The organism is Kitasatospora sp. NPDC051984 (assembly GCF_044593455.1).
Taxonomy (GTDB): Bacteria; Actinomycetota; Actinomycetes; order Streptomycetales; family Streptomycetaceae; genus Kitasatospora.
In genome coordinates, this window is record NZ_JBIUCB010000006.1 from 223,218 (window position 1) to 244,450 (window position 21,233).

Here is a 21,233-nt window from a genome sequence, read left to right on the forward strand (position 1 = left end):
GTGTCGGTCACCCGGTGTGGTCATCCGACCAGCCGGGGCTCGAACACCGGCACCTATGCTGGCGCATATGTGCGGAATTGTTGGATATACGGGCCCCCAGCAGGCCCTCGACGTAGTGATCGCAGGTCTGCGGCGGCTGGAGTACCGGGGCTACGACTCGGCCGGCGTCGCGGTGCAGACCGAAGGAGCCGACGGGCAGCGGCTCCTGGCGACCGACAAGCGGGCCGGAAAGCTCGTCAACCTGGAGAAGTCGCTGGCCGAAACCCCTCTGCCGGCCGGCACCACGGGCATCGGACACACCCGGTGGGCCACCCACGGCGCGCCGAACGACGCCAACGCCCACCCCCACCTGGACGACCACCGCAAGGTCGCCGTCGTCCACAACGGCATCATCGAGAACTTCGCCCTGCTGCGCGCCGAACTCGCCGACCGCGGCCACACGCTGCGCTCGGAGACCGACACCGAGGTGGTCGCCCACCTGCTGTCCGAGGCCTACGACGGCGACCTTGCCGAGGCCATGCGCGCCGTGTGCCGGCAGCTGGACGGCGCGTTCACCCTGGTCGCGGTGCACGCCGACGCCCCCGACGTGGTGGTCGGCGCCCGCCGCAACTCGCCGCTGGTGGTCGGCGTCGGCGACGGCGAGAACTTCCTCGCCTCGGACGTCGCCGCGTTCATCGCGCACACGCGCGAGGCCATCGAGCTCGGCCAGGACCAGGTCGTCGAACTGCGCCGCGAGGGCGTGACGGTGACCAACTTCGACGGCACGCCCGCCGAGGTCCGCGAGTACCACGTCGACTGGGACGCCTCGGCCGCCGAGAAGGGCGGCTACGACTACTTCATGCTCAAGGAGATCGCCGAGCAGCCCAAGGCCGTCGCCGACACCCTGCTCGGCCGGATCGGCACCGACGGCCGGCTCACCCTCGACGAGCTGCGCATCCCCGACCGGGTGCTGCGCGAGGTCGACAAGGTGGTGATCGTCGCCTGCGGCACCGCGTTCCACGCCGGCATGATCGCCAAGTACGCGATCGAGCACTGGACCCGCATCCCGTGCGAGGTCGAGGTGGCCAGCGAGTTCCGCTACCGCGACCCGATCATGGACGACCGCACCCTGGTCATCGCCATCTCGCAGTCCGGCGAGACCATGGACACCCTGATGGCGCTGCGGCACGCCCGCGAGCAGGGCGCCAAGGTCCTGGCGATCTGCAACACCAACGGCTCGACCATCCCGCGCGAGTCCGACGCGGTGCTGTACACCCACGCCGGCCCCGAGGTCGCGGTCGCCTCCACCAAGGCGTTCCTGACCCAGCTGGTCGCCTGCTACCTGGTCGCCCTCTACCTGGGCCAGGTGCGCGGCACCAAGTGGGGCGACGAGATCACCTCGGTGATCCGCGAACTCGGCGACGCCCCCCGGCAGGTCGAGCAGGTGCTCGGCACCATGGAGCCGGTCCGCGCGCTGGCCCGCTCGCTGGCCGACGCCCCCGCGGTGCTCTTCCTCGGCCGGCACGTCGGCCACCCGGTGGCCCTCGAAGGCGCGCTCAAGCTCAAGGAACTCGCCTACATGCACGCCGAGGGCTTCGCCGCCGGCGAGCTCAAGCACGGCCCGATCGCCCTGATCGAGCAGGACCTGCCGGTCGTCGTCGTGGTGCCCTCGCCGCGCGGCCGCTCCGTCCTGCACGACAAGATCGTCTCCAACATCCAGGAGATCCGGGCCCGCGGCGCCAAGACCATCGTGATCGCCGAGGAGGGCGACGAGGCCGTCGTCCCCTACGCCGACCACCTGATCCGCATCCCGGCCACCCCGACCCTGCTCCAGCCCCTGGTGTCCACCGTCCCGCTCCAGGTCTTCGCCTGCGAGCTGGCCACCGCCAAGGGCCACGAGGTCGACCAGCCGCGCAACCTCGCCAAGTCCGTCACGGTCGAGTAGCCCGCGTATCGTCCATGCCTGCGCGGCACCGCGCGGGCATGGACGGAGGAACAGGCGTGATCATCGGCGTCGGCATCGACGTGGCGGACATCGGACGGTTCGGGGAATCCCTGGAACGCACCCCCGGACTCGCCGAACGTCTCTTCACCGCAGGCGAGTTGACCCTCCCGTCCGGACAACGCCGGGGCACCGCCTCACTGGCCGCCCGGTTCGCCGCGAAAGAGGCACTCGCCAAGGCCCTCGGCGCACCCCCCGGCCTGCGCTGGGAGGACGCCGAAGTCCGCGTCGAGGAATCCGGCCGGCCCGTCCTGCACGTCACCGGCACCGTCGAAGCCCGCGCCGCCGCCCTCGGCGTGACGGGCTGGCACGTCTCGCTCAGCCACGACGCGGGCGTCGCCTCGGCCGTGGTGATCGCCGAAGGCTGAGCCGGGGGCGCGGGCAACTGCGCGAAGCGGAAGATCCCCCTCCTCGAGATCGCGCCACGGACAATGACTTGCACGTGCTCGCGCCCCGAAGGAGCTTCCGAATGCGCCAGGCCCACCAAGTCGCCCAAGTCCGTGCAGCCGAGGCCGCGCTGATGGCCACCCTCCCCGAAGGCACCCTGATGCAGCGCGCCGCAGCCGGTCTCGCTGCGACCTGCGCCCGACTGCTGCCCAGGGTCTACGGCAGCCGCGTCCTCGTCCTGGCCGGCTCCGGCGACAACGGCGGTGACGCGCTGTACGCCGCCGCCCGCCTCGCCCGCCGGGGCGCTCGCGTCGAAGCCCTGCTGCTCGACCCCGCCAAGGCGCACGCCGCCGGCCTCGCGGAGCTTCTCGCCGCCGGCGGCCGGGTCACCGACGACGCCGGCGCGTTCGGGCGCGCCGACCTGGTGCTGGACGGCATCGTCGGCATCGGCGGCCGCGGCCCGCTGCGTCCGGCCGCGGCGCCCTTCGCGACCATGGCCCGCCGCGGCCCCGTGGTCGCCGTGGACGTGCCCTCCGGCGTCGACCCCGACACCGGCGAGGTGGCAGGCCCCGCGCTGCGCGCCGACGTCACCGTCTGCTTCGGCACCTACAAGCCCGGCCTGCTGATCGACCCCGGCGCCGGCTACGCGGGCGTGGTCCACCTGGTGAAGATCGGCCTCGACCTGCCGCCCGCCCCCGTCGAGGCGCTCCAGCACGCCGACGTGGCCGCGCTGCTGCCCGTCCCCGGCGCGGAGAGCGACAAGTACCGGCGCGGCGTGGTCGGCGTCTGTGCCGGTTCCGCCCGCTACCCGGGCGCGGCGCTGCTCGCCGTCGCGGGGGCGTTGCGGGGCGGCGCGGGCGCGGTGCGCTACACCGGGCACGCCGCCGAGGAAGTGGTCCGCCGCCACCCCGAGACGCTGGTCAGTGAGACCGGTCCGGCCGGTGCCGGGCGGGTCCAGGCCTGGGTGGTCGGCCCCGGGGGCGGCGACGGCGCGGAGCACGCTCTGCGGGAGGCCCTCGACACCGACGTCCCGGTGCTCGCCGACGCCGACGCGCTCACCGAACTCGCCCGGCTCGGCCCCGGCGTGCTCGCCGACCGGTCCGCCCCGACCCTGCTCACCCCGCACGCCGGCGAGGCCGCCCGGCTGCTGGCCGGCGTCGGCGAGCACGCCGACGCCGACACGGTCGCCGCCCGCCGACTGGTGGTTGCCCGTTCGCTCGCCGCCCGCTACGGCGCGACGGTGCTGCTCAAGGGCTCCACCACCGTCGTCGCCGACCCCGACGGCACCGCCCGGGTGAACACCACCGGCACCGGCTGGCTCGGCACCGCCGGCAGCGGCGACGTCCTGTCCGGCCTGGCCGGCTCCCTGCTCGCCACCGGCCTGACCCCGCTCGACGCCGCCTCCGCCGCCGCGTACCTGCACGGCCTGGCCGGGCGGCGCGCCGCGGGAACAGGCGCCCCGATCACGGCGCTCGACCTGGCCGAGGCGCTGCATCCCGTCTGGCAGTCGCTGACCGGCTGACGCCCTGTCCGGGGCCGGGAGGCGTGTCTCCGCCGTCCCGGCCCCGGCCCGGTCGACGACCGGTTGACACCCCGTTCGGAACCGGAACCCGCTCCACCGCGTGGAGACACCGGAAGGGAAAGGGCGTACAGGTGGACGGGCGACTGCACCCCGGTCGGCCGCGCCCCTGATGGGGGGACCGGCGGGGGTCTGGGAGACTGATACGCGATGACGACTGCGAACACCACCGGGACACCCGCACTGACCGAGGGGGTCCGTGCCGAGGCGACCATCGACCTGGCCGCCCTGCGCGACAACCTGGCCGCCCTGCGCGCCCGCACCAACGGCCCCGAGCTGATGGCCGTGGTCAAGGCCGACGCCTACGGCCACGGAGCGCTTCAGTGCGCCCGCGAGGCGATCGCCGCCGGCGCCGGCTGGCTCGGCACCGCCACCCCGCAGGAGGCGCTCGCACTGCGCGCCGCCGGGATCCGCCCCGAGCAGGCCCGCATCCTGTGCTGGCTGTGGACGCCCGGCGGCCCCTGGGAGCAGGCGCTGCGCGAGTCCGTCGACATCTCGATCAGCGGCCAGTGGGCGCTGGACGAACTCCTCGCCGCCGTCCGCGCCACCGGCATCCCGGCCCGGATCCACCTCAAGGCCGACACCGGCCTCGGCCGCAACGGCTGCCAGCCGCACGACTGGGCCGACCTGGTCGACAACGCCGCCAAGGCACAGGCCGACGGCCTGCTGCGCGTGGTCGGCGTGTGGTCGCACTTCGCCGCCGCCGACGAGCCCGGCCACCCCTCCATCCAGGCCCAGCTGGACTCCTTCGCACAGGCGCTGTCGTCCGCCGAGCGGGCCGGCCTCGACCCCGAGGTGCGGCACCTGGCGAACTCCCCGGCCACCCTGCTGCTCCCGCAGTCGCACTACGACCTGGTCCGGCCCGGCCTCGCCATGTACGGCCTGTCGCCGGTGCCCGAGGTCGGCACGCCCGCCGATTACGGCCTGCGGCCCGTCATGTCGCTGACGGCCCGGCTCGCGCTGGTCAAGCGCGTCCCCGGCGGCCACGGCGTCTCCTACGGCCACCACTACGTCACGCCCGGGGCCACCAACCTCGGCCTGATCCCGCTCGGCTACGCGGACGGCATCCCCCGGCACGCGAGCAACACCGGGCCGGTGCAGATCGGCTCCGGCCGCTACCGGGTGGCCGGCCGGGTCGCGATGGACCAGTTCGTGGTGGACCTCGGTGGGGACACGCCCGAGGTCGGCGAAGAAGCCCTGCTGTTCGGCGCCGGCGACCGGGGCGAGCCCACGGCCGAGGACTGGGCGAAGGCTTGCGGGACGCTTTCGTACGAGATCATCACTCGGATCGGGGGGCGGGTGCCCCGGCGGTACGTGGGTGGGGTGCGGTAGTGGCTGTCTTCGGTAGGGCGCGCTCACGCGCAACTGGCTGTCGGTGGCGCGATCTTTCCCACGTTCGCCTTCCGCTTCGCGCAGTTCCACGCGCCCCCGTTTTCGCACCCCTCCGCGCCCGTGAGTTCACCAAGAATGGCTGAGCCGTCGGGGGTCTCCAGGGCCGGGCTGATCGGGATATCGCTCGGGGTGCTCGCCGCCGGGGCCGCCGCTGGGGTGGCGGTGGAGCGGATGACGGTGGGGCGGGCGATGCGTCGGCGGGCCCGGGAGGAGCTGGACGCGGCGGCGCCGTTCGGGTCGTTGCGGGGAGCGCCGCGGCGGGTGCGGGCCGATGACGGCACCGAGTTGTACGTGGAGGTGGACGCCGCCGACGGCCCCGGGCCGACCGTGGTGTTCTGCCACGGGTACTGCCTGAACCAGGACAGCTGGCACTTCCAGCGGGCCGCGCTGCGCGGTGCGCTGCGGGCGGTGTTCTGGGACCAGCGCAGCCACGGCCGTTCCGAGCGGTCCCGCTCGTACCTGAACGGTGAGCCCGCGTCGATCGATCAGCTCGGCGGCGACCTGCGGGCGGTGCTGGACGCGGTGGTGCCGGACGGGCCGATCGTGCTGGTCGGGCATTCGATGGGCGGCATGACGGTGATGGCGCTGGCCGCCCAGCATCCCGAGCTGTTCGGGCCGGACGGCCGGGTGGTCGGGGTGGCGCTGATCGGCACGCTGGCAGGTGGCTGGGACTCGGTGACGCTGGGCCTGCCCGCCGCCGGGGCGAGCCTGGTCAAGCGGGTCGCGCCCGGTGTGGTGCGGATGCTGGGCCGGCAGGTCGAGCTGGTGGAGGCGACCCGGCGCTGGGGTTCGGACCTGACGGCGGTGTTCTACCGGCGGTTCTCGTTCGGCGGCAAGGACGTCGACCCGGCGGTTGTGCGGTTCGCCGAGCAGCTGCTGGACGCCACTCCGATCGACGTGGTCGCGGAGTTCTACCCGGCGTTCTCGGCGCACGACAAGCTGGCCGCGCTGGCCGGGCTGGACGGCGTCCCCACGCTGGTGATGGCCGGCGCGAAGGACCTGATCACCCCGCCCGAGTACTCCGAGGCGATCGCCGCCGCGCTGCCCGGTGCCCGGCTGGTGCTGGTGGAGGACGCCGGCCACCTGGTGATGCTGGAACGCCCCGAGCTGGTGGACGGGGAACTGGTCGCCCTGCTGGAGCGGGCCGCCGACCGGGCCGGCACCGGCCCGCTGCCCGCCGCGCTGCGCGAGCCCGAGGGTGACCGGCCGGAGGGCTGAACGGGCGTCCGGGTGTGGCACCGTAGGGGTGGCCGCAACGATCGAAGAAGGACGCCATGGGTTCGCAGACCACTCTGACCGTCGCCACCGCGGAGCGGATGACCGGCATCGGCCGGCGGCTCGCCGCCCTGCTGCGCCCGGGCGACCTGGTGCTGCTGTCGGGGGAGCTGGGCGCGGGCAAGACCACGCTGACCCGCGGCCTGGGGGAGGGCCTGGGGGTGCGCGGCGCCGTCACCTCGCCGACCTTCGTGATCGCCCGGGTGCACCCGTCGCTGACCGGTGGCCCCGCGCTGGTGCACGTGGACGCGTACCGGCTGGGCGGCGGCCTGGACGAGATGGAGGACCTCGACCTGGACGTCTCGCTGCCCGAGTCGGTGATCGTCGTCGAGTGGGGCGAGGGCAAGGTCGAGCAGCTCTCCGAGGACCGGCTGGAGGTCCGGATCGAGCGGACCCTGGGCGGTGCGGAGGCGGACGTCACCGAAGAGGCGGACGGGCGGCGGGTCACCGTGACGGGGCTGGGCGGTCGCTGGGACGACGTGGACCTCACCGTATTGGGTGACAACTGAGCCGGTTTCCCGACAGCGTGTCGGTAAATTGTTGCGGCCCGGCCGGTGGGCGTGATGGGATGGCGGCAGCAGGTTAGGTGTACCTAACTAGGGAGGCGCCCCATGGCGAGCACCACCCCCCGGACCGACCGCCGTCCCGAACCGGCCGACGCGGCACGCGTCGAGGCTTCGCGCGCCAAGGCCTCGCGCACCGACGCGCCGCAGGAGCCCGTGCCGATGCGGGTGCTGCTGGCGTCCTGCCGGGCCGCCGAGGCGGTCTCCACCCCGCCGGAGCGCCACGCCGCGTAGCGTTCCGGGTCACCGTCAGGCGACCACGACCACCCGGGTGCCGTTCGGTGCGAAGTCCCACAGCGCCTGGCCGTCCGAGCGGGACGCCCGGATGCCGCCGGTCTTGGTCTTCGGGTCCACCGACGGCGCGGCGGCGTTCTCGTCCACCAGCGCGCTGAAACCGAACACCGTGCCCTGCTGCTGGGTGAACCGCACCACATGCTCGATCTGCCGGCCGTCCGTGCCGGTGCCCGCCGCCGTGCGGCTGTAGACCGTATACGCGCCCGGGTTCGGCAGCGCGCTGCCCGGCGTCACCTTGAATGTGCCGACCACCTGCTCCGGCTTCTTCGGGTCGACCAGCCACACCTGGCGCTCCTTGAGCGAGAACACCACTCGCAGGCCCGCCCCGGAGTCCGCCGGCAGCGGGGGAGCGGTCGGCCGCTCGCTCGGCGAGCTCGCCGAGGGCGCCGCCGCCGGGGCGCTCGCCGAGGCCGGGGTGGCCGCCACCGCCCGGGACGCGGCGCCGTTCGCCTGGAACGCCAGCAGCCCGATCACCGCCATGGCGCCCAGGGTCAGCCCGCCGACCACCACACCAGGACCCAGCTTCGCCACGGTCTGCTCCTCAACGCTCCGTCTCACGTCCGAGGCCCATCGTGCCAGGTCCGCGACGCCGCTTCGGCCTCTTCCGATCGTGTGTTCCCGGCCGGTGCGGGCACTCTCGCCGGACCCTCTAACCTTGAACGCGTGCTCCTCCTCGCCTTCGACACCGCCACCCCCGCCGTCACGGCCGCCGTCCACGACGGCGAACGCGTGCTCGCCGAGTCCTACGAGGTTGACGCCCGCCGGCACGGCGAACTGCTGCTGCCCACCATCGGCGCCGTGCTGCGCACCGCCGGTGTGGACAAGCGGCAGCTCACCGACCTCGCGGTCGGCGTCGGCCCCGGCCCCTACACCGGCCTGCGGGTCGGCCTGGTGACCGCCGCCGCGCTCGGCGACGCGCTCGGCCTGCCGGTGCACGGCGTCTGCACCCTCGACGCGATCGCCCACCAGGCCCGCACCGAGGGCCTGGACGAGGCGTTCTCGGTGGCCACCGACGCACGCCGCAAGGAGGTCTACTGGGCCTCCTACGACGCGTCCGGCACCCGGATCTCCGGGCCCTCGGTGGACCGTCCGGCGGAGATCGAGCCCGGCGGGCGGACGGTCGGCGCGGGCGCGCTGCTGTACGGCCTGCCGGCGGCGAGCGGCCCCGAGCACGTGTCGGCCGGCGCGCTCGCCGACTTCGCGGTCCGCGAGCTGGCGGCCGGCCGCGAGCTGCTGCCGAACGCCCCGCTGTACCTGCGGCGCCCGGACGCGCAGGTGCCGGCCGGCTACAAGGCGGTGCTTCCGGCGTGACGCGCACGGGACTCTCCGGCCGTGGCTAGGTTCTCGCTGCGTCACATGCGCTGGTGGGACATCGAGCCCGTCATGGCGCTGGAGCACCTGCTGTTCCCCGACGACGCCTGGTCGCGCGGGATGTACTGGTCCGAGCTGGCCGAGGCGCACCCGGGCGGCAGCCGGCACTACGTGGTGGCGGTCGGCGAGGACGACACGCTGGTCGGCTACGCCGGGCTGATGGTGGTCGGGGCGGACGGCGACGTGCAGACCATCGCGGTGGAGGCCGGGCACCAGGGGGCGGGCCTCGGGGCGATGCTGCTGACCGAGCTGATCGAGGAGTCGGTCCGGCGCGGCTGCGCCGAGCTGCTGCTGGAGGTCCGGGTGGACAACCTGCGCGCGCAGCAGCTGTACGAGCGGTTCGGGTTCGAGCCGGTCGGCATCCGGCGGGGCTACTACCAGCCCGCCAACGTGGACGCACTGGTGATGCGTCTGGACCACCTGGCAAGCGATGCAAGCGATCTGAAGGATCATCACAATGGCTGACGAACCGCTCGTCCTCGGAATCGAGACCTCCTGCGACGAGACCGGCGTCGGCATCGTCCGCGGCACCACGCTGCTCGCCGACGCGGTCGCGTCCTCGGTGAACGACCACGCCAGGTTCGGCGGCGTCGTCCCGGAGATCGCCAGCCGGGCGCACCTGGAGGCGATGGTCCCCACCATCCAGCGCGCGCTGGACACCGCCGGCATCAAGGCGAGCGACCTGGACGGCATCGCCGTCACCGCCGGCCCCGGCCTGGCCGGTGCGCTGCTGGTCGGCGTCAGCGCCGCCAAGGCGTACGCGTGGGCGCTGGACAAGCCGCTGTACGGCGTCAACCACCTGGCCTCGCACATCTGCGTCGACCAGCTGGAGCACGGCCGGCTGCCCGAGCCGACCATGGCGCTGCTGGTCTCCGGCGGGCACTCCTCGCTGCTGCTCAGCAGCGACATCACCTCCGACGTGCGGCCGCTCGGCGCGACCATCGACGACGCGGCCGGCGAGGCGTTCGACAAGGTCGCGCGCGTTCTCGGCCTGGGCTTCCCCGGCGGGCCGGTGGTGGACCGGATGGCCCGCGAGGGCGACGGCAAGGCGATCGCCTTCCCGCGCGGCCTGAGCAGCGCGAGCGACCCGGCGTACGACTTCTCGTTCTCCGGCCTGAAGACCGCCGTGGCGCGCTGGGTCGAGGCCAAGCGGCGGGCCGGCGAGCCGGTGCCGGTGGCGGACGTCGCCGCGTCCTTCCAGGAGGCCGTCACCGACGTGCTCACCCGCAAGGCCGTGCGGGCGTGCAAGGACAACGGCGTCGACCACCTGATGATCGGCGGCGGCGTCGCCGCGAACTCCCGGCTGCGCGAGATGGCGCAGCAGCGCTGCGACAAGGCGGGCATCGTGCTGCGGGTGCCGCGGCCGGGCCTGTGCACCGACAACGGCGCGATGGTGGCCGCGCTCGGCGCCGAGATGGTCTGGCGCGACCGCACCCCGTCGGCGTTCGACCTGTCGGCGGACTCCTCGCTGCCGGTCACCGAGACGCACGTGCCGCACACGGACTTCCACGCGCACGCCGCCGAGGCGCTGAAGTGACCCTGGCGGCCATGTGGGAGGCCCGCGCGGCCGACGGGCGGGGGAGTGAACTGCACACCTGGGCGCGGGAGTTCGCGCTCCCCGCGGTGCGTGGGGCGGCCGGCCTGGAACGGGTCGAACTGTTCACCGCTCCCGGCGACCGGGTGCTGATGATCGCGCTGTGGACGGGCGAGCCGCAGCCCGTCCCGGCGCCCCCGGCGGGGCTGCTGTCCCGGCCGGTGCACCACTGGACCTTCACCCGGACGGACGTCGGGTAGGCCCTCTCGTCCGGGTCTTGTCGGATCGGCGCGCGGCGTCGGGCGCCCGGCTGGGAGTGCCGGCGAACCGTCCTCGTACTGGGTGTACTTGGATGGTTTGCCGGTGCTTCCAGGCGGGATGATCCGGCGTCGCGCGCCCGGCAAGACCCGGACGAGAGGGCCTGAGCAACCGCGGGGCAGGTAGCGTTCGTCCTGAACATCGACACGCCTGTAGAGCTGAGAGCGGGGGACACCGGTGAAGAAGAGGGCCCGGATCGGGTACGGGTTGGGCGCGCTCGCCGTGCTGCTGGCGGCCAGCGGGTGCGGCAGCTCCGCGCCCGCCACGAAGTCCGCAGCCCCCGCGCAGCCCTCCGCCGCGTCCTCGGGCGGCTCGTCCGCCCCCGCGTCGGCGCCCGCGCAGGACACCGCCGGGGACGCCGCGTGGGCGAAGTGGGGCCTCAAGCCGATGGCCAAGGCGCCCGCGCCGCCCGCCGACAAGCCGATCAAGCTGACCAAGACCGGGGTGGTGCCGGTGTTCAGCGAAATCCCCACCCAGGACAAGGTCGTCTTCATCACCATCGACGACGGGGCCGAGAAGGACCCCAAGTTCGTCCAGATGCTGACCGACCTGAAGGTGCCGATCACGATGTTCCTGACCAAGGACATCGTCAAGAACGACTACGCCTACTTCAAGCCGCTGCAGGCGCTCGGCAACACCATTCAGAACCACACCGTCGACCACCCGGTGATGAGCAAGATCCCGGCCGCCAAGCAGAAGTCCGAGATCTGCGACGACCAGGCCGCCCTCACCGAGCAGTACGGCACCGCCCCGTACCTGTTCCGCCCGCCGTTCGGCGACGGCGCCAACACCCCCACCCTGAACACCTCGGTGCAGGAGTGCGGCCCGCGCGCCATCGTGCTGTGGCGCGAGTCCATGCAGATCCACGACATGCAGTACCAGTCCGCCGACAAGAAGCTGAAGAACGGCGACATCATCCTCGCCCACTTCCGCGGCCCGTCCGAGCTCAAGGGCGAGAGCATGACCTCGATGTTCGGCGAGATGCTCGCCCGCATCCAGGAACAGGGCTTCGCGGTCGCACGCCTCGACGACTACATCGCCAAGCCCGTCGGCTGACCCAGCATCATCACCGGGCCGGCCTCGGTACGGGCGACGATCACCGTCACCGAGTTCGGCCCGGACGGCTTCAGCTGCCGCCGCAGCTCCTCCGGCACCACCGACGCCCCGCGCTTCTTGATCACCACGGTGCCGATCCGGCGCTCCTTCACCAGCGCCTTCAACTTCTTGACGTTGTACGGCAGTACGTCGGACAGCTCGTAGGCGTGCGCGTACGGCGTCGGGTGCAGCTCGTCCGAGGTGACGTACGCGATCATCGGGTCGAGCAGCCGGCCGTTCGTCAGCCGCACCACCTCGGCGACCATCCGGCCCCGGATCACCGCGCCGTCCGGCTCGTACAGGTACCGGCCCACCGCGCCCACCGGCGGATCCGGCAGCGCGCCGCCGGCCAGCGAGTGCGGGCCCGGCAGCACCGTCGCCCGGTACGGCTCGGCGGCCCCGGTGCCGAACCACAGCACCGCCTCCTTCACCTCGCCCCGGTCCGACACCCACTCCGCCTCGGCACCCTCCGGCACCAGCTCGTGCGGGATCCCCGGCGCCACCTTCAACGCGCCGAACGGGGTGCGCCGGGCCGCCTCCACCGCCCAGGACAGCGGCGGCGAATACGCCTCCGGATCGAACACCCGCCCGCGCGAGGTGCGCCGCGCCGGGTCGGTGAACACCGCGTCGAAGCCGTCCGTGTCGATGTCCGCGACGTCCGCGCAGCGCACCTCCACCAGCTCCGCCACGCCCAGCGCCGCCGCGTTCGCCCGCGCCACCTCGCAGGTCAGCTCGTCCCGGTCCACCGCCAGCACCGCGATCCCGGCCCGGGCCAGCGCGATCGCGTCCCCGCCGATCCCGCAGCACAGGTCCGCCAACCGCTTCACCCCGAGCGCCGCGAACCGACCCGCCCGCCACTCGGCCACACTGCGCCGGGTCGCCTGCTCCACCCCGTTCTGGGTGAAGTACATCGACCGGGCGTCCGCCCCGAACTTCGCCTCCGCCCGCTGCCGCAACCGCGCCTGCTCGAACGCGGCCCGCACCAGCTCCGCCGGGTAATCCCGCCGCAGCCGGGTCGCCAGCGCCAGCTCCTGGTCCGCCGTGAACTCCCGCAACTCCGCCAGCAGCGCCTGCCCCTGCTCGGTCAGCAGCGCCCGGAACGACTCGATCTCCACACCACCATTGTCCCCGCCCCGCTCGCCCCGTGATCAACCCGGAAGGATCAGAGGCGCAGCACCGAGTGCGCCGCCACCGCCAGCAGCGGCCCCACCGTCAGCAGCGCCAGCGGTGCGATCCGCAGTCCCCGCCGGGCCGGCAGCACCAGGCCGGTCGCCAGCACCATGAGCGCGAGCAGCAGTCCCGACGCGGCCAGCATCAGCGAGAACGCCCCGAGCACCTGCCCCGGCGGGCCGAAGACCGAAGGGTCGGCGACCCACACGTAGCTGAACTTCGCCCAGGTCAGCATGCCCGGCAGCATGGCCAGCAGCGGCACTTCCGCGGCCACCATCCACACCGCGTGGAACGCGTCCCGCCCTGCGGGGCGTCGAGTCTTCGTCATGCGCCGATCCTGGCGCCCGGGCCGGCGCCGCCGCCTGAGTACCGGCACTCAATCGGGGGGTGTGGTGCCGACATCCGACACGGCGTCATTGGCACTCTGGTTGACTGAGTGCTAACGGCGACCTAAGGTCGTTCCTGGCACTCCCCCCAGGGGGAGTGCTAACGCGAAGATGCGTGCCTGACCCCCGCGACGGCAGCTGCGCACCCTCGCCCACCTACCTGATAGACAACCCCGTAATCTCCGAAGGGGAGCTCGGACGTGACCACCAGCAGCAAGGTTGCCATCAAGCCGCTCGAGGACCGCATTGTGGTCCAGCCGCTCGACGCCGAGACCACCACCGCCTCCGGCCTGGTGATCCCGGACACTGCCAAGGAGAAGCCCCAGGAGGGTGTCGTCCTGGCTGTCGGCCCGGGCCGCTTCGAGGACGGCCAGCGTCTGCCGCTCGACGTCGCCGTCGGTGACATCGTCCTGTACTCGAAGTACGGCGGCACCGAGGTGAAGTACCAGGGCGAGGAGTACCTCGTCCTCTCGGCTCGCGACGTTCTCGCCATCATCGAGAAGTAAGACGTCCCCAGCCCGCCCCGGATCCGTGTCAGCACTGACAGGGGCCCGGGGCGCGGTTGTTGCTCCACGTACGCAGACCACACCCTGAGGAAACGGGATCATGGCGAAGACCCTGCAGTTCAACGAGGATGCCCGCCGCTCGCTGGAGCGCGGCGTCAACAAGCTGGCCGACACCGTCAAGGTGACCATCGGCCCCAAGGGCCGCAACGTCGTCATCGACAAGAAGTTCGGCGCCCCCACCATCACCAACGACGGTGTGACCATCGCCCGCGAGGTCGAGCTCGACGACCCGTACGAGAACCTCGGCGCGCAGCTGGTCAAGGAGGTCGCCACCAAGACCAACGACGTCGCGGGTGACGGCACCACCACCGCCACCGTGCTGGCCCAGGCCCTGGTCAACGAGGGTCTGCGCAACGTCGCCGCCGGCGCCGGCCCGGCCGCCCTGAAGAAGGGCATCGACAAGGCTGTCGCTGCCGTCTCCGAGCACCTGCTGTCGGTCGCCCGCGAGATCGAGGGCAAGGACGACATCGCCGCCGTCGCCTCCCTCTCCGCGCAGGACACCCAGGTCGGCGAGCTGATCGCCGAGGCGATCGACAAGGTCGGCAAGGACGGTGTCATCACCGTCGAGGAGTCGAACACCTTCGGCGTCGAGCTCGAGTTCACCGAGGGCATGCAGTTCGACAAGGGCTACCTGTCGCCGTACTTCGTCACCGACGCGGAGCGCCAGGAAGCCGTCCTGGAGGACCCGTACATCCTGATCAACCAGGGCAAGATCTCCTCGATCCAGGAGCTCCTGCCGCTGCTGGAGAAGGTCCTGCAGGCCGGCGGCTCCCGCCCGCTGCTGATCATCGCCGAGGACGTCGACGGCGAGGCGCTGTCCACCCTGGTGGTCAACAAGATCCGCGGCACCTTCAACGCGGTCGCGGTCAAGGCCCCCGGCTTCGGTGACCGCCGCAAGGCCATCCTCGGCGACATCGCCACCCTGACCGGTGGCCAGGTCATCTCCGAGGAGGTCGGCCTCAAGCTCGACCAGGTCGGCCTGGACGTGCTGGGCTCCGCCCGCCGCATCACCGTCACCAAGGACGAGACCATCGTCGTCGACGGCGCCGGTGACTCCTCCGAGGTCGCCGGCCGCGTGGCCCAGATCAAGGCCGAGATCGCCAACACCGACTCCGACTGGGACCGCGAGAAGCTGCAGGAGCGCCTGGCCAAGCTGGCCGGTGGCGTCTGCGTGATCAAGGTCGGCGCGGCCACCGAGGTCGAGCTCAAGGAGCGCAAGCACCGCCTGGAGGACGCCATCTCCGCGACCCGCGCCGCGGTCGAGGAGGGCATCGTCGCCGGTGGTGGCGCCTCGCTGGTGCACGCCGCGAAGGTCCTGGAGGACGGCCTCGGCCTGTCCGGCGACGAGGCCACCGGTGTCGCCGTGGTCCGCCGCGCCCTGGTCGAGCCGCTGCGCTGGATCGCCCAGAACGCCGGCCTCGAGGGCTACGTCATCACCTCCAAGGTCTCCGAGCTCGAGCCGGGCCAGGGCTACAACGCCGCCACCGGCGAGTACGGCGACCTGGTCAAGGCCGGCGTCATCGACCCGGTCAAGGTCACCCGCTCCGCCCTGGAGAACGCCGCCTCCATCGCCTCCCTCCTCCTCACCACCGAGACCCTCGTGGTCGAGAAGAAGGAAGAGGAAGAGGCCGCGGGCCACGGCCACTCGCACGGTGGGCACGGCCACAGCCACTGAGCGTCTGCTGACAGCTAGGCGTTAGGGGCAGCAGCCCCAGGGGCGCGAGGAACTGCGCGACCGGCCATGCACTCTCGTAGTGCGAGGCTGGGACCGCCGGTTCCTCGCGCCCCTTTCGCGTGGGCGGAGGCGGGTGGGGCTGGACGATGGTGGTCGAGTGCGGACGGTGCACGGCTGGTCGCGCAGCTCCGCGCGCAGCTCCCCGCGCCCCTGATTGCGCACCCTCCCGCTCCCCTGGATTCGCACCCTCGCTCTCCCTCTAAGGTTGATGGCGTGATCGAAGCCCGCCACCTCCGTGTTCTGCATGCCGTCGCCCGGACCGGGTCCTTTTCTGCTGCGGCGCGGGAGCTGGGGTGCACTCAGCCTGCGGTGAGTCAGCAGATGAAGGCGCTGGAGAAGGCGGTGGACACCCCGCTGGTGGTGCGGTCGGGGCGGGAGATGCAGCTGAGCGAGGCCGGGCGGGTGCTGTTGAAGCATGCGAACGGGATCCTCGCGGGGCTGTCGGCCGCGGAGGAGGAGGTCGCGGCGATCGCGGGGCTGCGGGCGGGCCGGGTGCGGCTGGTCTCGTTCCCGACGGCGAGTTCGACGCTGGTGCCGCGGTCGGTGGCGCAGGTGCGGGCGGCGCACCCGGGGGTGCGGGTCTCGCTGGTGGAGGCGGAGCCCCCGCAGGCGTTGGCGATGCTGCGCGGCGGGGAGTGCGAGGTGGCGCTGGCGTTCCGGTACCCGGATTCGCAGGGCGGTCTGAGCCTGCCGTCCCCGCATGCGACGCTGCGCGAGGCGCGTGCGGAGGCGACGCTGGAGGCGGCGGCGACGGCTGCGGCGAACGACTGGTCGGAGCTGGTGGTGCGGCCGCTGCTGGACGATCCGCTGGTGGGTCTGGTGCCGGCCGGGCATCCGCTGGCGGGCCGGGGCGAGGGCGAGCCGGTGGATCTCGCGGAGTTGGCGCAGGAGCAGTGGATCGCGGGCTGTCCGCAGTGCCGGGGGCACCTGGTGGAGCTGTGCACGGACGCGGGCTTCGCGCCGTCGATCGAGTTCGCCACCGACGACTACCCGGCGGTGGTGGGCCTGGTGGGCGCGGGTCTGGGGGTGGCGGTGCTGCCGGGGCTGGCGCTGGAGTCGGTGCGGCATCCGGGAGTGGTGGCGGTGCCGGTCCGGGTGGCGTCGGGTGAGCCCGCGCGGCGCGAGGTGGTGGCGTTGACCCTGCCGGACCTGGCGGGGGTTCCGGCGGTGGAGCTGATGTTGGACCAGCTCGCGGCGGCGGCTGCGGCCCGCTGAGGCGTTCGCGGAAGGGTCCGGGAACGGACGCGGCGCCGGCCTGGGGCGGGGCGCCGCAGCGTATACGAAGAAACGTTTTTTCAGTTACTCGAAGAGTCGGTGCGGCGGCAGGGAGTATGCGCGGCCGCTCACCGGGTGCTCAGTGGCGGACGGTCTGCGGCATCGCCAGCGGGACCTGGACCAGTCGGTTGCGGGAACGGCCGAGCAGCTCCTCGCGCTCGTCCTCCGTCATGCCGCCCCACACCCCGTAGGGCTCGCGGACGGCCAGGGCGTGGGCCGCGCACTGGGCGCGTACCGGGCAGCGCATGCAGACCTCCTTGGCGCTCGCCTCGCGGGAGGTCCGGGCCGCGCCGCGTTCGCCCTCGGGGTGGAAGAACAGCGAGCTGTCGACGCCGCGGCAGGCGGCGGAGAGCTGCCAGTCCCAGAGGTCTGCGTTGGGGCCTGGGAGGCGGGAGAAATCTGCCATGGCTCATTCCCTTCGAGGGCGCGGGACCTGGCGGCTCGGCCGTGGTTGTCCGGCGGGGCTGCGCGGGACCGATACGGACACCTGGAAATATGACTTACACCCAACTACACGGACAAGTCACCCACAGACCGACACAACAGTCAATGACCTAACGGAAGCTATAAAAACGGACAAACGGTGCAATAGGTTTTAAGTCGCACCCTTCCCCGATCGGATGTCCGAAGGGGCGCGGGTCCCGGCCGGAAGGCGTGCGTGGCGCGGGCACCGCGCGCGAGCTGCACAAAAGTGCGGCGTGTGCACCGCGAGGTGGCTCTTGTGTGATGGGTTGGCCACGTACAGTGGTGGAGATGGACCTGAAGCCGTAACTCATTCGAGTGACGGTCGTTGGATGTACGGAGGCGGTCAGCAGGCGCGGGACATCGGGATCGGTCGCGGAGCGAGGCGATCGGAACGGAGTCCGTCCAAGGCGGCCGTGTCGGAGAGGTTCGTACCAGCCAGGAGGCTCAACGTGACGCGGATCAGCTGCGGAGGACGGTCATGACATCCGTACTCGTCTGCGACGATTCCCCGCTCGCCCGGGAGGCGCTGCGCCGTGCGGTGGCGACCGTACCCGGCGTGGACCGGGTGACCACTGCGACGAACGGTGAGGAGGTCCTCCGCCGCTGGGTGGCCGACCGTTCCGATCTCGTTCTGATGGACGTTCGGATGCCCGGACTGGGCGGAGTGGAGACGGTCCGCCGACTGCTCTCGGCCGACCCGGGCGCCCGGATCATCATGCTCACCGTGGCCGAGGACCTGGACGGTGTAGCCCTCGCGGTCGCCGCCGGGGCCCGCGGCTACCTGCACAAGGACGCCTCGCGCGCCGAGTTGCGGGCCACCGTCACCCAGGCGCTGGCCGACCCGACCTGGCGCCTGGCGCCGCGCCGGCTGCGCAGCCCGGACATGGGCGCCGCACCGACCTTGACGGCCCGTGAGATCCAGGTGCTGGAGGGGATGAGCCACGGCCGCAGCAACGCGGAGATCGGCCGCGAGCTGTTCCTGTCCGAGGACACCGTGAAGACGCACGCCAGGCGGCTGTTCAAGAAGCTCGGCGCCTCGGACCGCGCGCACGCGGTGGCGCTCGGCTTCCGTTGGGGCCTGGTCCGCTGAGCGGGTGCGGCGACAACTGCGCTCGCTCGGACGTGTGACGTTGTGGTCCCGAGGCTGCACCATGGAGTAGTGGAGCACCTCGGGGACCAGCGGACAGGCAGGGGAGGCGGCACGGTGCACCCGGCGACGCATAACGTTCCGATGCACAAGTCCGGACGCGGTGCCGCGTTTTCCGGTCCGACCAGGCACCATGGACCGATGCATGACGACGAGGAGGCCGCCGGGACCGATCCGGCACAGCCCGCCCCCGAGGGTGCGGCTGCCGGTCCGTCGTCGGCATCGGAGGGCCGGTCGGCGGGATCCGACGGTGCGTCGGGTGCGGGTGGCCGTCCGCAGAACGCGGGTGTGACGTCGCCCGAGGAGGCCGCACTGGTCGCGGCCGCGGTGCGTGGGGACGGTCCGGCGATCGAGGCGCTGCTCGGCTACGTGCTGCCGCTGGCGCTGCGCTACTGCCGGGGCCGGCTGCTCCGGCTGCCCGGCGGGGCCCGGCACCATGTGGACGACGTGGCGCAGGAGGTGTGCGTCGCGGTGCTGTGCGCGCTGCCCCGCTACCGGGACACCGGCCGCCCGTTCGAGGCCTTCGTGTACGGGATCGCCGCGCACAAGATCGCCGACCTGCAGCGGGCCGCGATGCGCGGGCCCGGTTCGACGGTGATCCCGCCGGACGACCTGCCGGAGACGCCGGACGACTCGCTCGGCCCGGAGGAGCGGGCGCTGCTGTCCAGCGACGCCGCGTGGATCAAGGAACTGCTGTCCAACCTGCCGGCCCGGCAGCGCGAGCTGGTGCTGCTGCGGGTGGCGGACGGGCTGTCGGCGGAGGAGACCGGCGAGGTGCTCGGCATGTCGCCGGGTGCGGTGCGGGTGGCCCAGCACCGGGCGCTGTCGCGGCTGCGGGCGCTGGCCGAGGAGTCCGGCTAGCCGGTTCGCGCGGGGGGAAGAAGCGCGGGGGCGCGCGCGTTGTCAAGAGGGCGCGACGACGCACCCCGCGGCACCAGTACCATGGGGTATCGGCGCCTGGTCGGGTCGCCAAAGTTTCTCCGGTGTGCGCGGTCCTCGGTTGGAGGATCGACCGAACGCCGGGCTTGGCGGCCGAGAGAGCCCTGGCGCCCGTGCGCAGAACGACGGCCCGCCACGGAAGGTTCCCCATGTCTTACAACGCCGCCGGCGTACCCGAGAAGTTCGCGATGCTCGGACTCACGTACGACGACGTCCTGCTGCTGCCCGGGGCCTCCGAGGTGCTGCCCAACCAGGTCGACACCTCCTCGCGGATCTCCCGGAACGTGCGGGTCAACATCCCGCTGCTGTCGGCGGCGATGGACAAGGTCACCGAGTCCCGGATGGCGATCGCGATGGCCCGGCAGGGCGGCGTCGGCGTCCTGCACCGCAACCTGTCGATCGAGGACCAGGTCAACCAGGTCGACCTGGTGAAGCGCTCCGAGTCCGGCATGGTGACCGACCCGATCACGGTCGGCCCGGAGGCCACGCTGGCCGAGGCCGACGCGCTGTGCGCCCGGTTCCGGATCTCCGGCGTGCCGGTCGCCGGCCCGGACGGCAAGCTGCTGGGCATCGTCACCAACCGTGACATGGCCTTCGAGACCGACCGCAGCCGCAAGGTCGCCGAGATCATGACGCCGATGCCGCTGATCACCGGCAAGGTCGGCATCTCCGGCGAGGACGCGATCGCGCTGCTGCGCCGCCACAAGATCGAGAAGCTGCCGCTGGTCGACGACGAGGGCCGGATCAAGGGCCTGATCACCGTCAAGGACTTCGTCAAGGCGGAGAAGTACCCGAACGCCGCGAAGGACGCCGAGGGCCGGCTGCTGGTCGGTGCCGCGGTCGGTGCGTCCGCCGAGGCGTTCGACCGCGCCCAGGCGCTGGTCGGCGCGGGCGTGGACTTCCTGGTGGTGGACACCTCGCACGGTCACTCGCACAACGCGCTGTCCTGGATCTCGAAGATCAAGTCCGCCGTGTCGGTCGACGTGGTCGGCGGCAACGTCGCCACCCGGGACGGCGCGCAGGCGCTGATCGACGCGGGCGTGGACGGCGTGAAGGTCGGCGTGGGCCCCGGCTCGATCTGCACCACCCGCGTGGTGGCCGGCGTCGGCGTGCCGCAGGTGACGGCGATCTGGGAGGCCGCGCAGGCCTGCCAGGACGCGGGCGTCCCGATCATCGGCGACGGCGGCCTGCAGTACTCCGGTGACATCGGCAAGGCGCTGTGCGCCGGCGCCGACACCGTGATGCTGGGCTCGCTGCTGGCCGGCTGCGAGGAGTCGCCGGGCGAGCTGCTGTTCATCAACGGCAAGCAGTTCAAGTCCTACCGCGGCATGGGCTCGCTGGGCGCGATGCAGACCCGCGGCCAGGCCAAGTCCTTCTCCAAGGACCGCTACTTCCAGGCCGAGGTCTCCTCGGACGAGAAGCTGATCGCCGAGGGCATCGAGGGCCAGGTGCCCTACCGCGGCCCGCTGTCCGCGGTGCTGTTCCAGCTGGTCGGCGGCCTGCGCCAGACCATGGGCTACGTCGGTGCCGGGTCGGTCGAGGAGATGCAGACCAAGGGCCGGTTCGTCCGGATCACCTCGGCGGGCCTCAAGGAGAGCCACCCGCACGACATCCAGATGACGGTCGAGGCGCCGAACTACAACGCGCGCTGACCCGAGTCCCACCGGAGCCGCCCGGCCCCCCCGGGGGCCCGCGGGGGGGGGGGGGGCGGGGGGGGGCGGGGGGGCGGGGGGGGGGGGTGGGGGGGGCGCCCCGCCAAAG

The 21,233-nt window shown here is 72.7% G+C and carries 22 protein-coding genes; 18 read left to right on the forward strand and 4 right to left on the reverse strand.

Annotated features, from left to right (window positions below):
* Nucleotides 1-67: 67 nt before the first annotated feature.
* The 7 genes from glmS to ACIHEI_RS14775 all read left to right on the forward strand — a co-directional run bounded on the left by glmS (nt 68) and on the right by ACIHEI_RS14775 (nt 7,411).
* Nucleotides 68-1,924, forward strand: coding sequence for a glutamine--fructose-6-phosphate transaminase (isomerizing) (gene glmS / locus ACIHEI_RS14745; RefSeq protein WP_396606855.1), 1,857 nt, complete (start codon nt 68-70; stop codon nt 1,922-1,924).
* A 38-nt stretch (nt 1,925-1,962) separates the two neighbouring features.
* Entirely contained in the window at nt 1,963-2,349 is a 387-nt protein-coding gene (locus ACIHEI_RS14750) for a holo-ACP synthase (protein WP_387644515.1), read from the forward strand.
* A gap of 101 nt (nt 2,350-2,450) precedes the next feature.
* The gene (locus ACIHEI_RS14755) at nt 2,451-3,890 is read left to right on the forward strand and encodes an NAD(P)H-hydrate dehydratase (RefSeq protein ID WP_396606856.1); all 1,440 of its coding nucleotides are present in this window, start codon (nt 2,451-2,453) and stop codon (nt 3,888-3,890) included.
* Between the two features lie 207 nt (nt 3,891-4,097).
* Nucleotides 4,098-5,279, forward strand: a complete 1,182-nt coding sequence (gene alr, locus ACIHEI_RS14760; RefSeq protein ID WP_396606857.1) for an alanine racemase — start codon at nt 4,098-4,100, stop codon at nt 5,277-5,279.
* A gap of 135 nt (nt 5,280-5,414) precedes the next feature.
* The gene (locus ACIHEI_RS14765; RefSeq protein WP_387644522.1) at nt 5,415-6,557 is read left to right on the forward strand and encodes an alpha/beta fold hydrolase; all 1,143 of its coding nucleotides are present in this window, start codon (nt 5,415-5,417) and stop codon (nt 6,555-6,557) included.
* A 56-nt stretch (nt 6,558-6,613) separates the two neighbouring features.
* Entirely contained in the window at nt 6,614-7,123 is a 510-nt protein-coding gene (tsaE, locus tag ACIHEI_RS14770) for a tRNA (adenosine(37)-N6)-threonylcarbamoyltransferase complex ATPase subunit type 1 TsaE (RefSeq protein WP_396606858.1), read from the forward strand.
* Between the two features lie 102 nt (nt 7,124-7,225).
* The gene (locus ACIHEI_RS14775; RefSeq protein ID WP_387644527.1) at nt 7,226-7,411 is read left to right on the forward strand and encodes a hypothetical protein; all 186 of its coding nucleotides are present in this window, start codon (nt 7,226-7,228) and stop codon (nt 7,409-7,411) included.
* A 15-nt stretch (nt 7,412-7,426) separates the two neighbouring features.
* On the opposite strand, the gene ACIHEI_RS14780 is transcribed toward ACIHEI_RS14775, so the two are convergent.
* On the reverse strand, nt 7,427-8,002 hold the full coding sequence (locus tag ACIHEI_RS14780; RefSeq protein ID WP_387866002.1) for a L,D-transpeptidase: 576 nt from the start codon (nt 8,000-8,002) through the stop codon (nt 7,427-7,429).
* Nucleotides 8,003-8,134: 132 nt separating this feature from the next.
* On the opposite strand from ACIHEI_RS14780, the gene tsaB reads away from it, so the two are divergent.
* The 5 genes from tsaB to ACIHEI_RS14805 all read left to right on the forward strand — a co-directional run bounded on the left by tsaB (nt 8,135) and on the right by ACIHEI_RS14805 (nt 11,750).
* A complete protein-coding gene (gene tsaB, locus ACIHEI_RS14785; RefSeq protein ID WP_387644532.1) occupies nt 8,135-8,782 on the forward strand; it encodes a tRNA (adenosine(37)-N6)-threonylcarbamoyltransferase complex dimerization subunit type 1 TsaB in 648 nt (215 codons plus the stop codon).
* Nucleotides 8,783-8,827: 45 nt separating this feature from the next.
* The gene (rimI, locus tag ACIHEI_RS14790) at nt 8,828-9,307 is read left to right on the forward strand and encodes a ribosomal protein S18-alanine N-acetyltransferase (protein ID WP_387644998.1); all 480 of its coding nucleotides are present in this window, start codon (nt 8,828-8,830) and stop codon (nt 9,305-9,307) included.
* Nucleotides 9,300-10,379, forward strand: a complete 1,080-nt coding sequence (gene tsaD / locus ACIHEI_RS14795) for a tRNA (adenosine(37)-N6)-threonylcarbamoyltransferase complex transferase subunit TsaD (protein WP_387644535.1) — start codon at nt 9,300-9,302, stop codon at nt 10,377-10,379. Before rimI ends, tsaD begins: the two co-directional genes overlap by 8 nt.
* An 11-nt stretch (nt 10,380-10,390) precedes the next feature.
* Entirely contained in the window at nt 10,391-10,636 is a 246-nt protein-coding gene (locus ACIHEI_RS14800) for a hypothetical protein (protein WP_387644537.1), read from the forward strand.
* Nucleotides 10,637-10,871: 235 nt separating this feature from the next.
* Complete coding sequence (locus tag ACIHEI_RS14805) at nt 10,872-11,750, forward strand: polysaccharide deacetylase family protein (protein ID WP_396606859.1); 879 nt, start codon at nt 10,872-10,874, stop codon at nt 11,748-11,750.
* Here the strand turns inward: ACIHEI_RS14805 and ACIHEI_RS14810 are convergent.
* Together ACIHEI_RS14810 and ACIHEI_RS14815 are read right to left on the reverse strand one after the other, a co-directional pair.
* Entirely contained in the window at nt 11,726-12,904 is a 1,179-nt protein-coding gene (locus ACIHEI_RS14810) for a methyltransferase domain-containing protein (protein ID WP_396606860.1), read from the reverse strand. The genes ACIHEI_RS14805 and ACIHEI_RS14810 overlap by 25 nt on opposite strands.
* 47 nt (nt 12,905-12,951) lie before the next feature.
* On the reverse strand, nt 12,952-13,287 hold the full coding sequence (locus tag ACIHEI_RS14815; RefSeq protein ID WP_396606861.1) for a hypothetical protein: 336 nt from the start codon (nt 13,285-13,287) through the stop codon (nt 12,952-12,954).
* A gap of 258 nt (nt 13,288-13,545) precedes the next feature.
* On the opposite strand from ACIHEI_RS14815, the gene groES reads away from it, so the two are divergent.
* From groES to ACIHEI_RS14830, 3 genes are all read left to right on the forward strand, one after another.
* Nucleotides 13,546-13,851 carry a co-chaperone GroES gene (gene groES / locus ACIHEI_RS14820; protein ID WP_014136232.1) on the forward strand — a complete coding sequence of 102 codons (306 nt, stop codon included), beginning with the start codon at nt 13,546-13,548 and terminating at the stop codon, nt 13,849-13,851.
* 100 nt (nt 13,852-13,951) lie between these two features.
* Complete coding sequence (gene groL / locus ACIHEI_RS14825) at nt 13,952-15,586, forward strand: chaperonin GroEL (RefSeq protein WP_387644549.1); 1,635 nt, start codon at nt 13,952-13,954, stop codon at nt 15,584-15,586.
* A 273-nt stretch (nt 15,587-15,859) separates the two neighbouring features.
* Nucleotides 15,860-16,861, forward strand: a complete 1,002-nt coding sequence (locus ACIHEI_RS14830) for a LysR family transcriptional regulator (protein ID WP_387644552.1) — start codon at nt 15,860-15,862, stop codon at nt 16,859-16,861.
* Between the two features lie 139 nt (nt 16,862-17,000).
* On the opposite strand, the gene ACIHEI_RS14835 is transcribed toward ACIHEI_RS14830, so the two are convergent.
* Nucleotides 17,001-17,327: a WhiB family transcriptional regulator gene (locus ACIHEI_RS14835; protein ID WP_100587200.1), complete on the reverse strand. Its 327-nt coding sequence runs from the start codon at nt 17,325-17,327 to the stop codon at nt 17,001-17,003.
* A gap of 537 nt (nt 17,328-17,864) precedes the next feature.
* On the opposite strand from ACIHEI_RS14835, the gene ACIHEI_RS14840 reads away from it, so the two are divergent.
* The 3 genes from ACIHEI_RS14840 (at nt 17,865) to guaB (ending at nt 21,124) form a co-directional block, all read left to right on the forward strand.
* Nucleotides 17,865-18,476: a response regulator transcription factor gene (locus ACIHEI_RS14840; protein WP_014136228.1), complete on the forward strand. Its 612-nt coding sequence runs from the start codon at nt 17,865-17,867 to the stop codon at nt 18,474-18,476.
* Between the two features lie 198 nt (nt 18,477-18,674).
* Entirely contained in the window at nt 18,675-19,394 is a 720-nt protein-coding gene (gene shbA, locus ACIHEI_RS14845) for an RNA polymerase sigma factor ShbA (protein WP_392955816.1), read from the forward strand.
* A gap of 227 nt (nt 19,395-19,621) precedes the next feature.
* On the forward strand, nt 19,622-21,124 hold the full coding sequence (gene guaB, locus ACIHEI_RS14850) for an IMP dehydrogenase (RefSeq protein WP_387644559.1): 1,503 nt from the start codon (nt 19,622-19,624) through the stop codon (nt 21,122-21,124).
* Nucleotides 21,125-21,233: the final 109 nt, after the last annotated feature.

Excerpts from the sequence above, each read along its gene's own strand:
- glmS (WP_396606855.1), top strand. The coding sequence starts at position 68 with ATGTGCGGAATTGTTGGATATACGGGCCCCCAGCAGGCCCTCGACGTA.
- ACIHEI_RS14750 (WP_387644515.1), top strand. The coding sequence starts at position 1,963 with ATGGACGGAGGAACAGGCGTGATCATCGGCGTCGGCATCGACGTGGCG.
- ACIHEI_RS14755 (WP_396606856.1), top strand. The coding sequence starts at position 2,451 with ATGCGCCAGGCCCACCAAGTCGCCCAAGTCCGTGCAGCCGAGGCCGCG.
- alr (WP_396606857.1), top strand. The coding sequence starts at position 4,098 with ATGACGACTGCGAACACCACCGGGACACCCGCACTGACCGAGGGGGTC.
- ACIHEI_RS14765 (WP_387644522.1), top strand. The coding sequence starts at position 5,415 with ATGGCTGAGCCGTCGGGGGTCTCCAGGGCCGGGCTGATCGGGATATCG.
- tsaE (WP_396606858.1), top strand. The coding sequence starts at position 6,614 with ATGGGTTCGCAGACCACTCTGACCGTCGCCACCGCGGAGCGGATGACC.
- ACIHEI_RS14775 (WP_387644527.1), top strand. The coding sequence starts at position 7,226 with ATGGCGAGCACCACCCCCCGGACCGACCGCCGTCCCGAACCGGCCGAC.
- rimI (WP_387644998.1), top strand. The coding sequence starts at position 8,828 with ATGCGCTGGTGGGACATCGAGCCCGTCATGGCGCTGGAGCACCTGCTG.
- tsaD (WP_387644535.1), top strand. The coding sequence starts at position 9,300 with ATGGCTGACGAACCGCTCGTCCTCGGAATCGAGACCTCCTGCGACGAG.
- ACIHEI_RS14800 (WP_387644537.1), top strand. The coding sequence starts at position 10,391 with ATGTGGGAGGCCCGCGCGGCCGACGGGCGGGGGAGTGAACTGCACACC.
- ACIHEI_RS14815 (WP_396606861.1), bottom strand. The coding sequence starts at position 13,287 with ATGACGAAGACTCGACGCCCCGCAGGGCGGGACGCGTTCCACGCGGTG.
- groL (WP_387644549.1), top strand. The coding sequence starts at position 13,952 with ATGGCGAAGACCCTGCAGTTCAACGAGGATGCCCGCCGCTCGCTGGAG.
- ACIHEI_RS14835 (WP_100587200.1), bottom strand. The coding sequence starts at position 17,327 with ATGGCAGATTTCTCCCGCCTCCCAGGCCCCAACGCAGACCTCTGGGAC.
- ACIHEI_RS14840 (WP_014136228.1), top strand. The coding sequence starts at position 17,865 with ATGACATCCGTACTCGTCTGCGACGATTCCCCGCTCGCCCGGGAGGCG.
- shbA (WP_392955816.1), top strand. The coding sequence starts at position 18,675 with ATGCATGACGACGAGGAGGCCGCCGGGACCGATCCGGCACAGCCCGCC.
- guaB (WP_387644559.1), top strand. The coding sequence starts at position 19,622 with ATGTCTTACAACGCCGCCGGCGTACCCGAGAAGTTCGCGATGCTCGGA.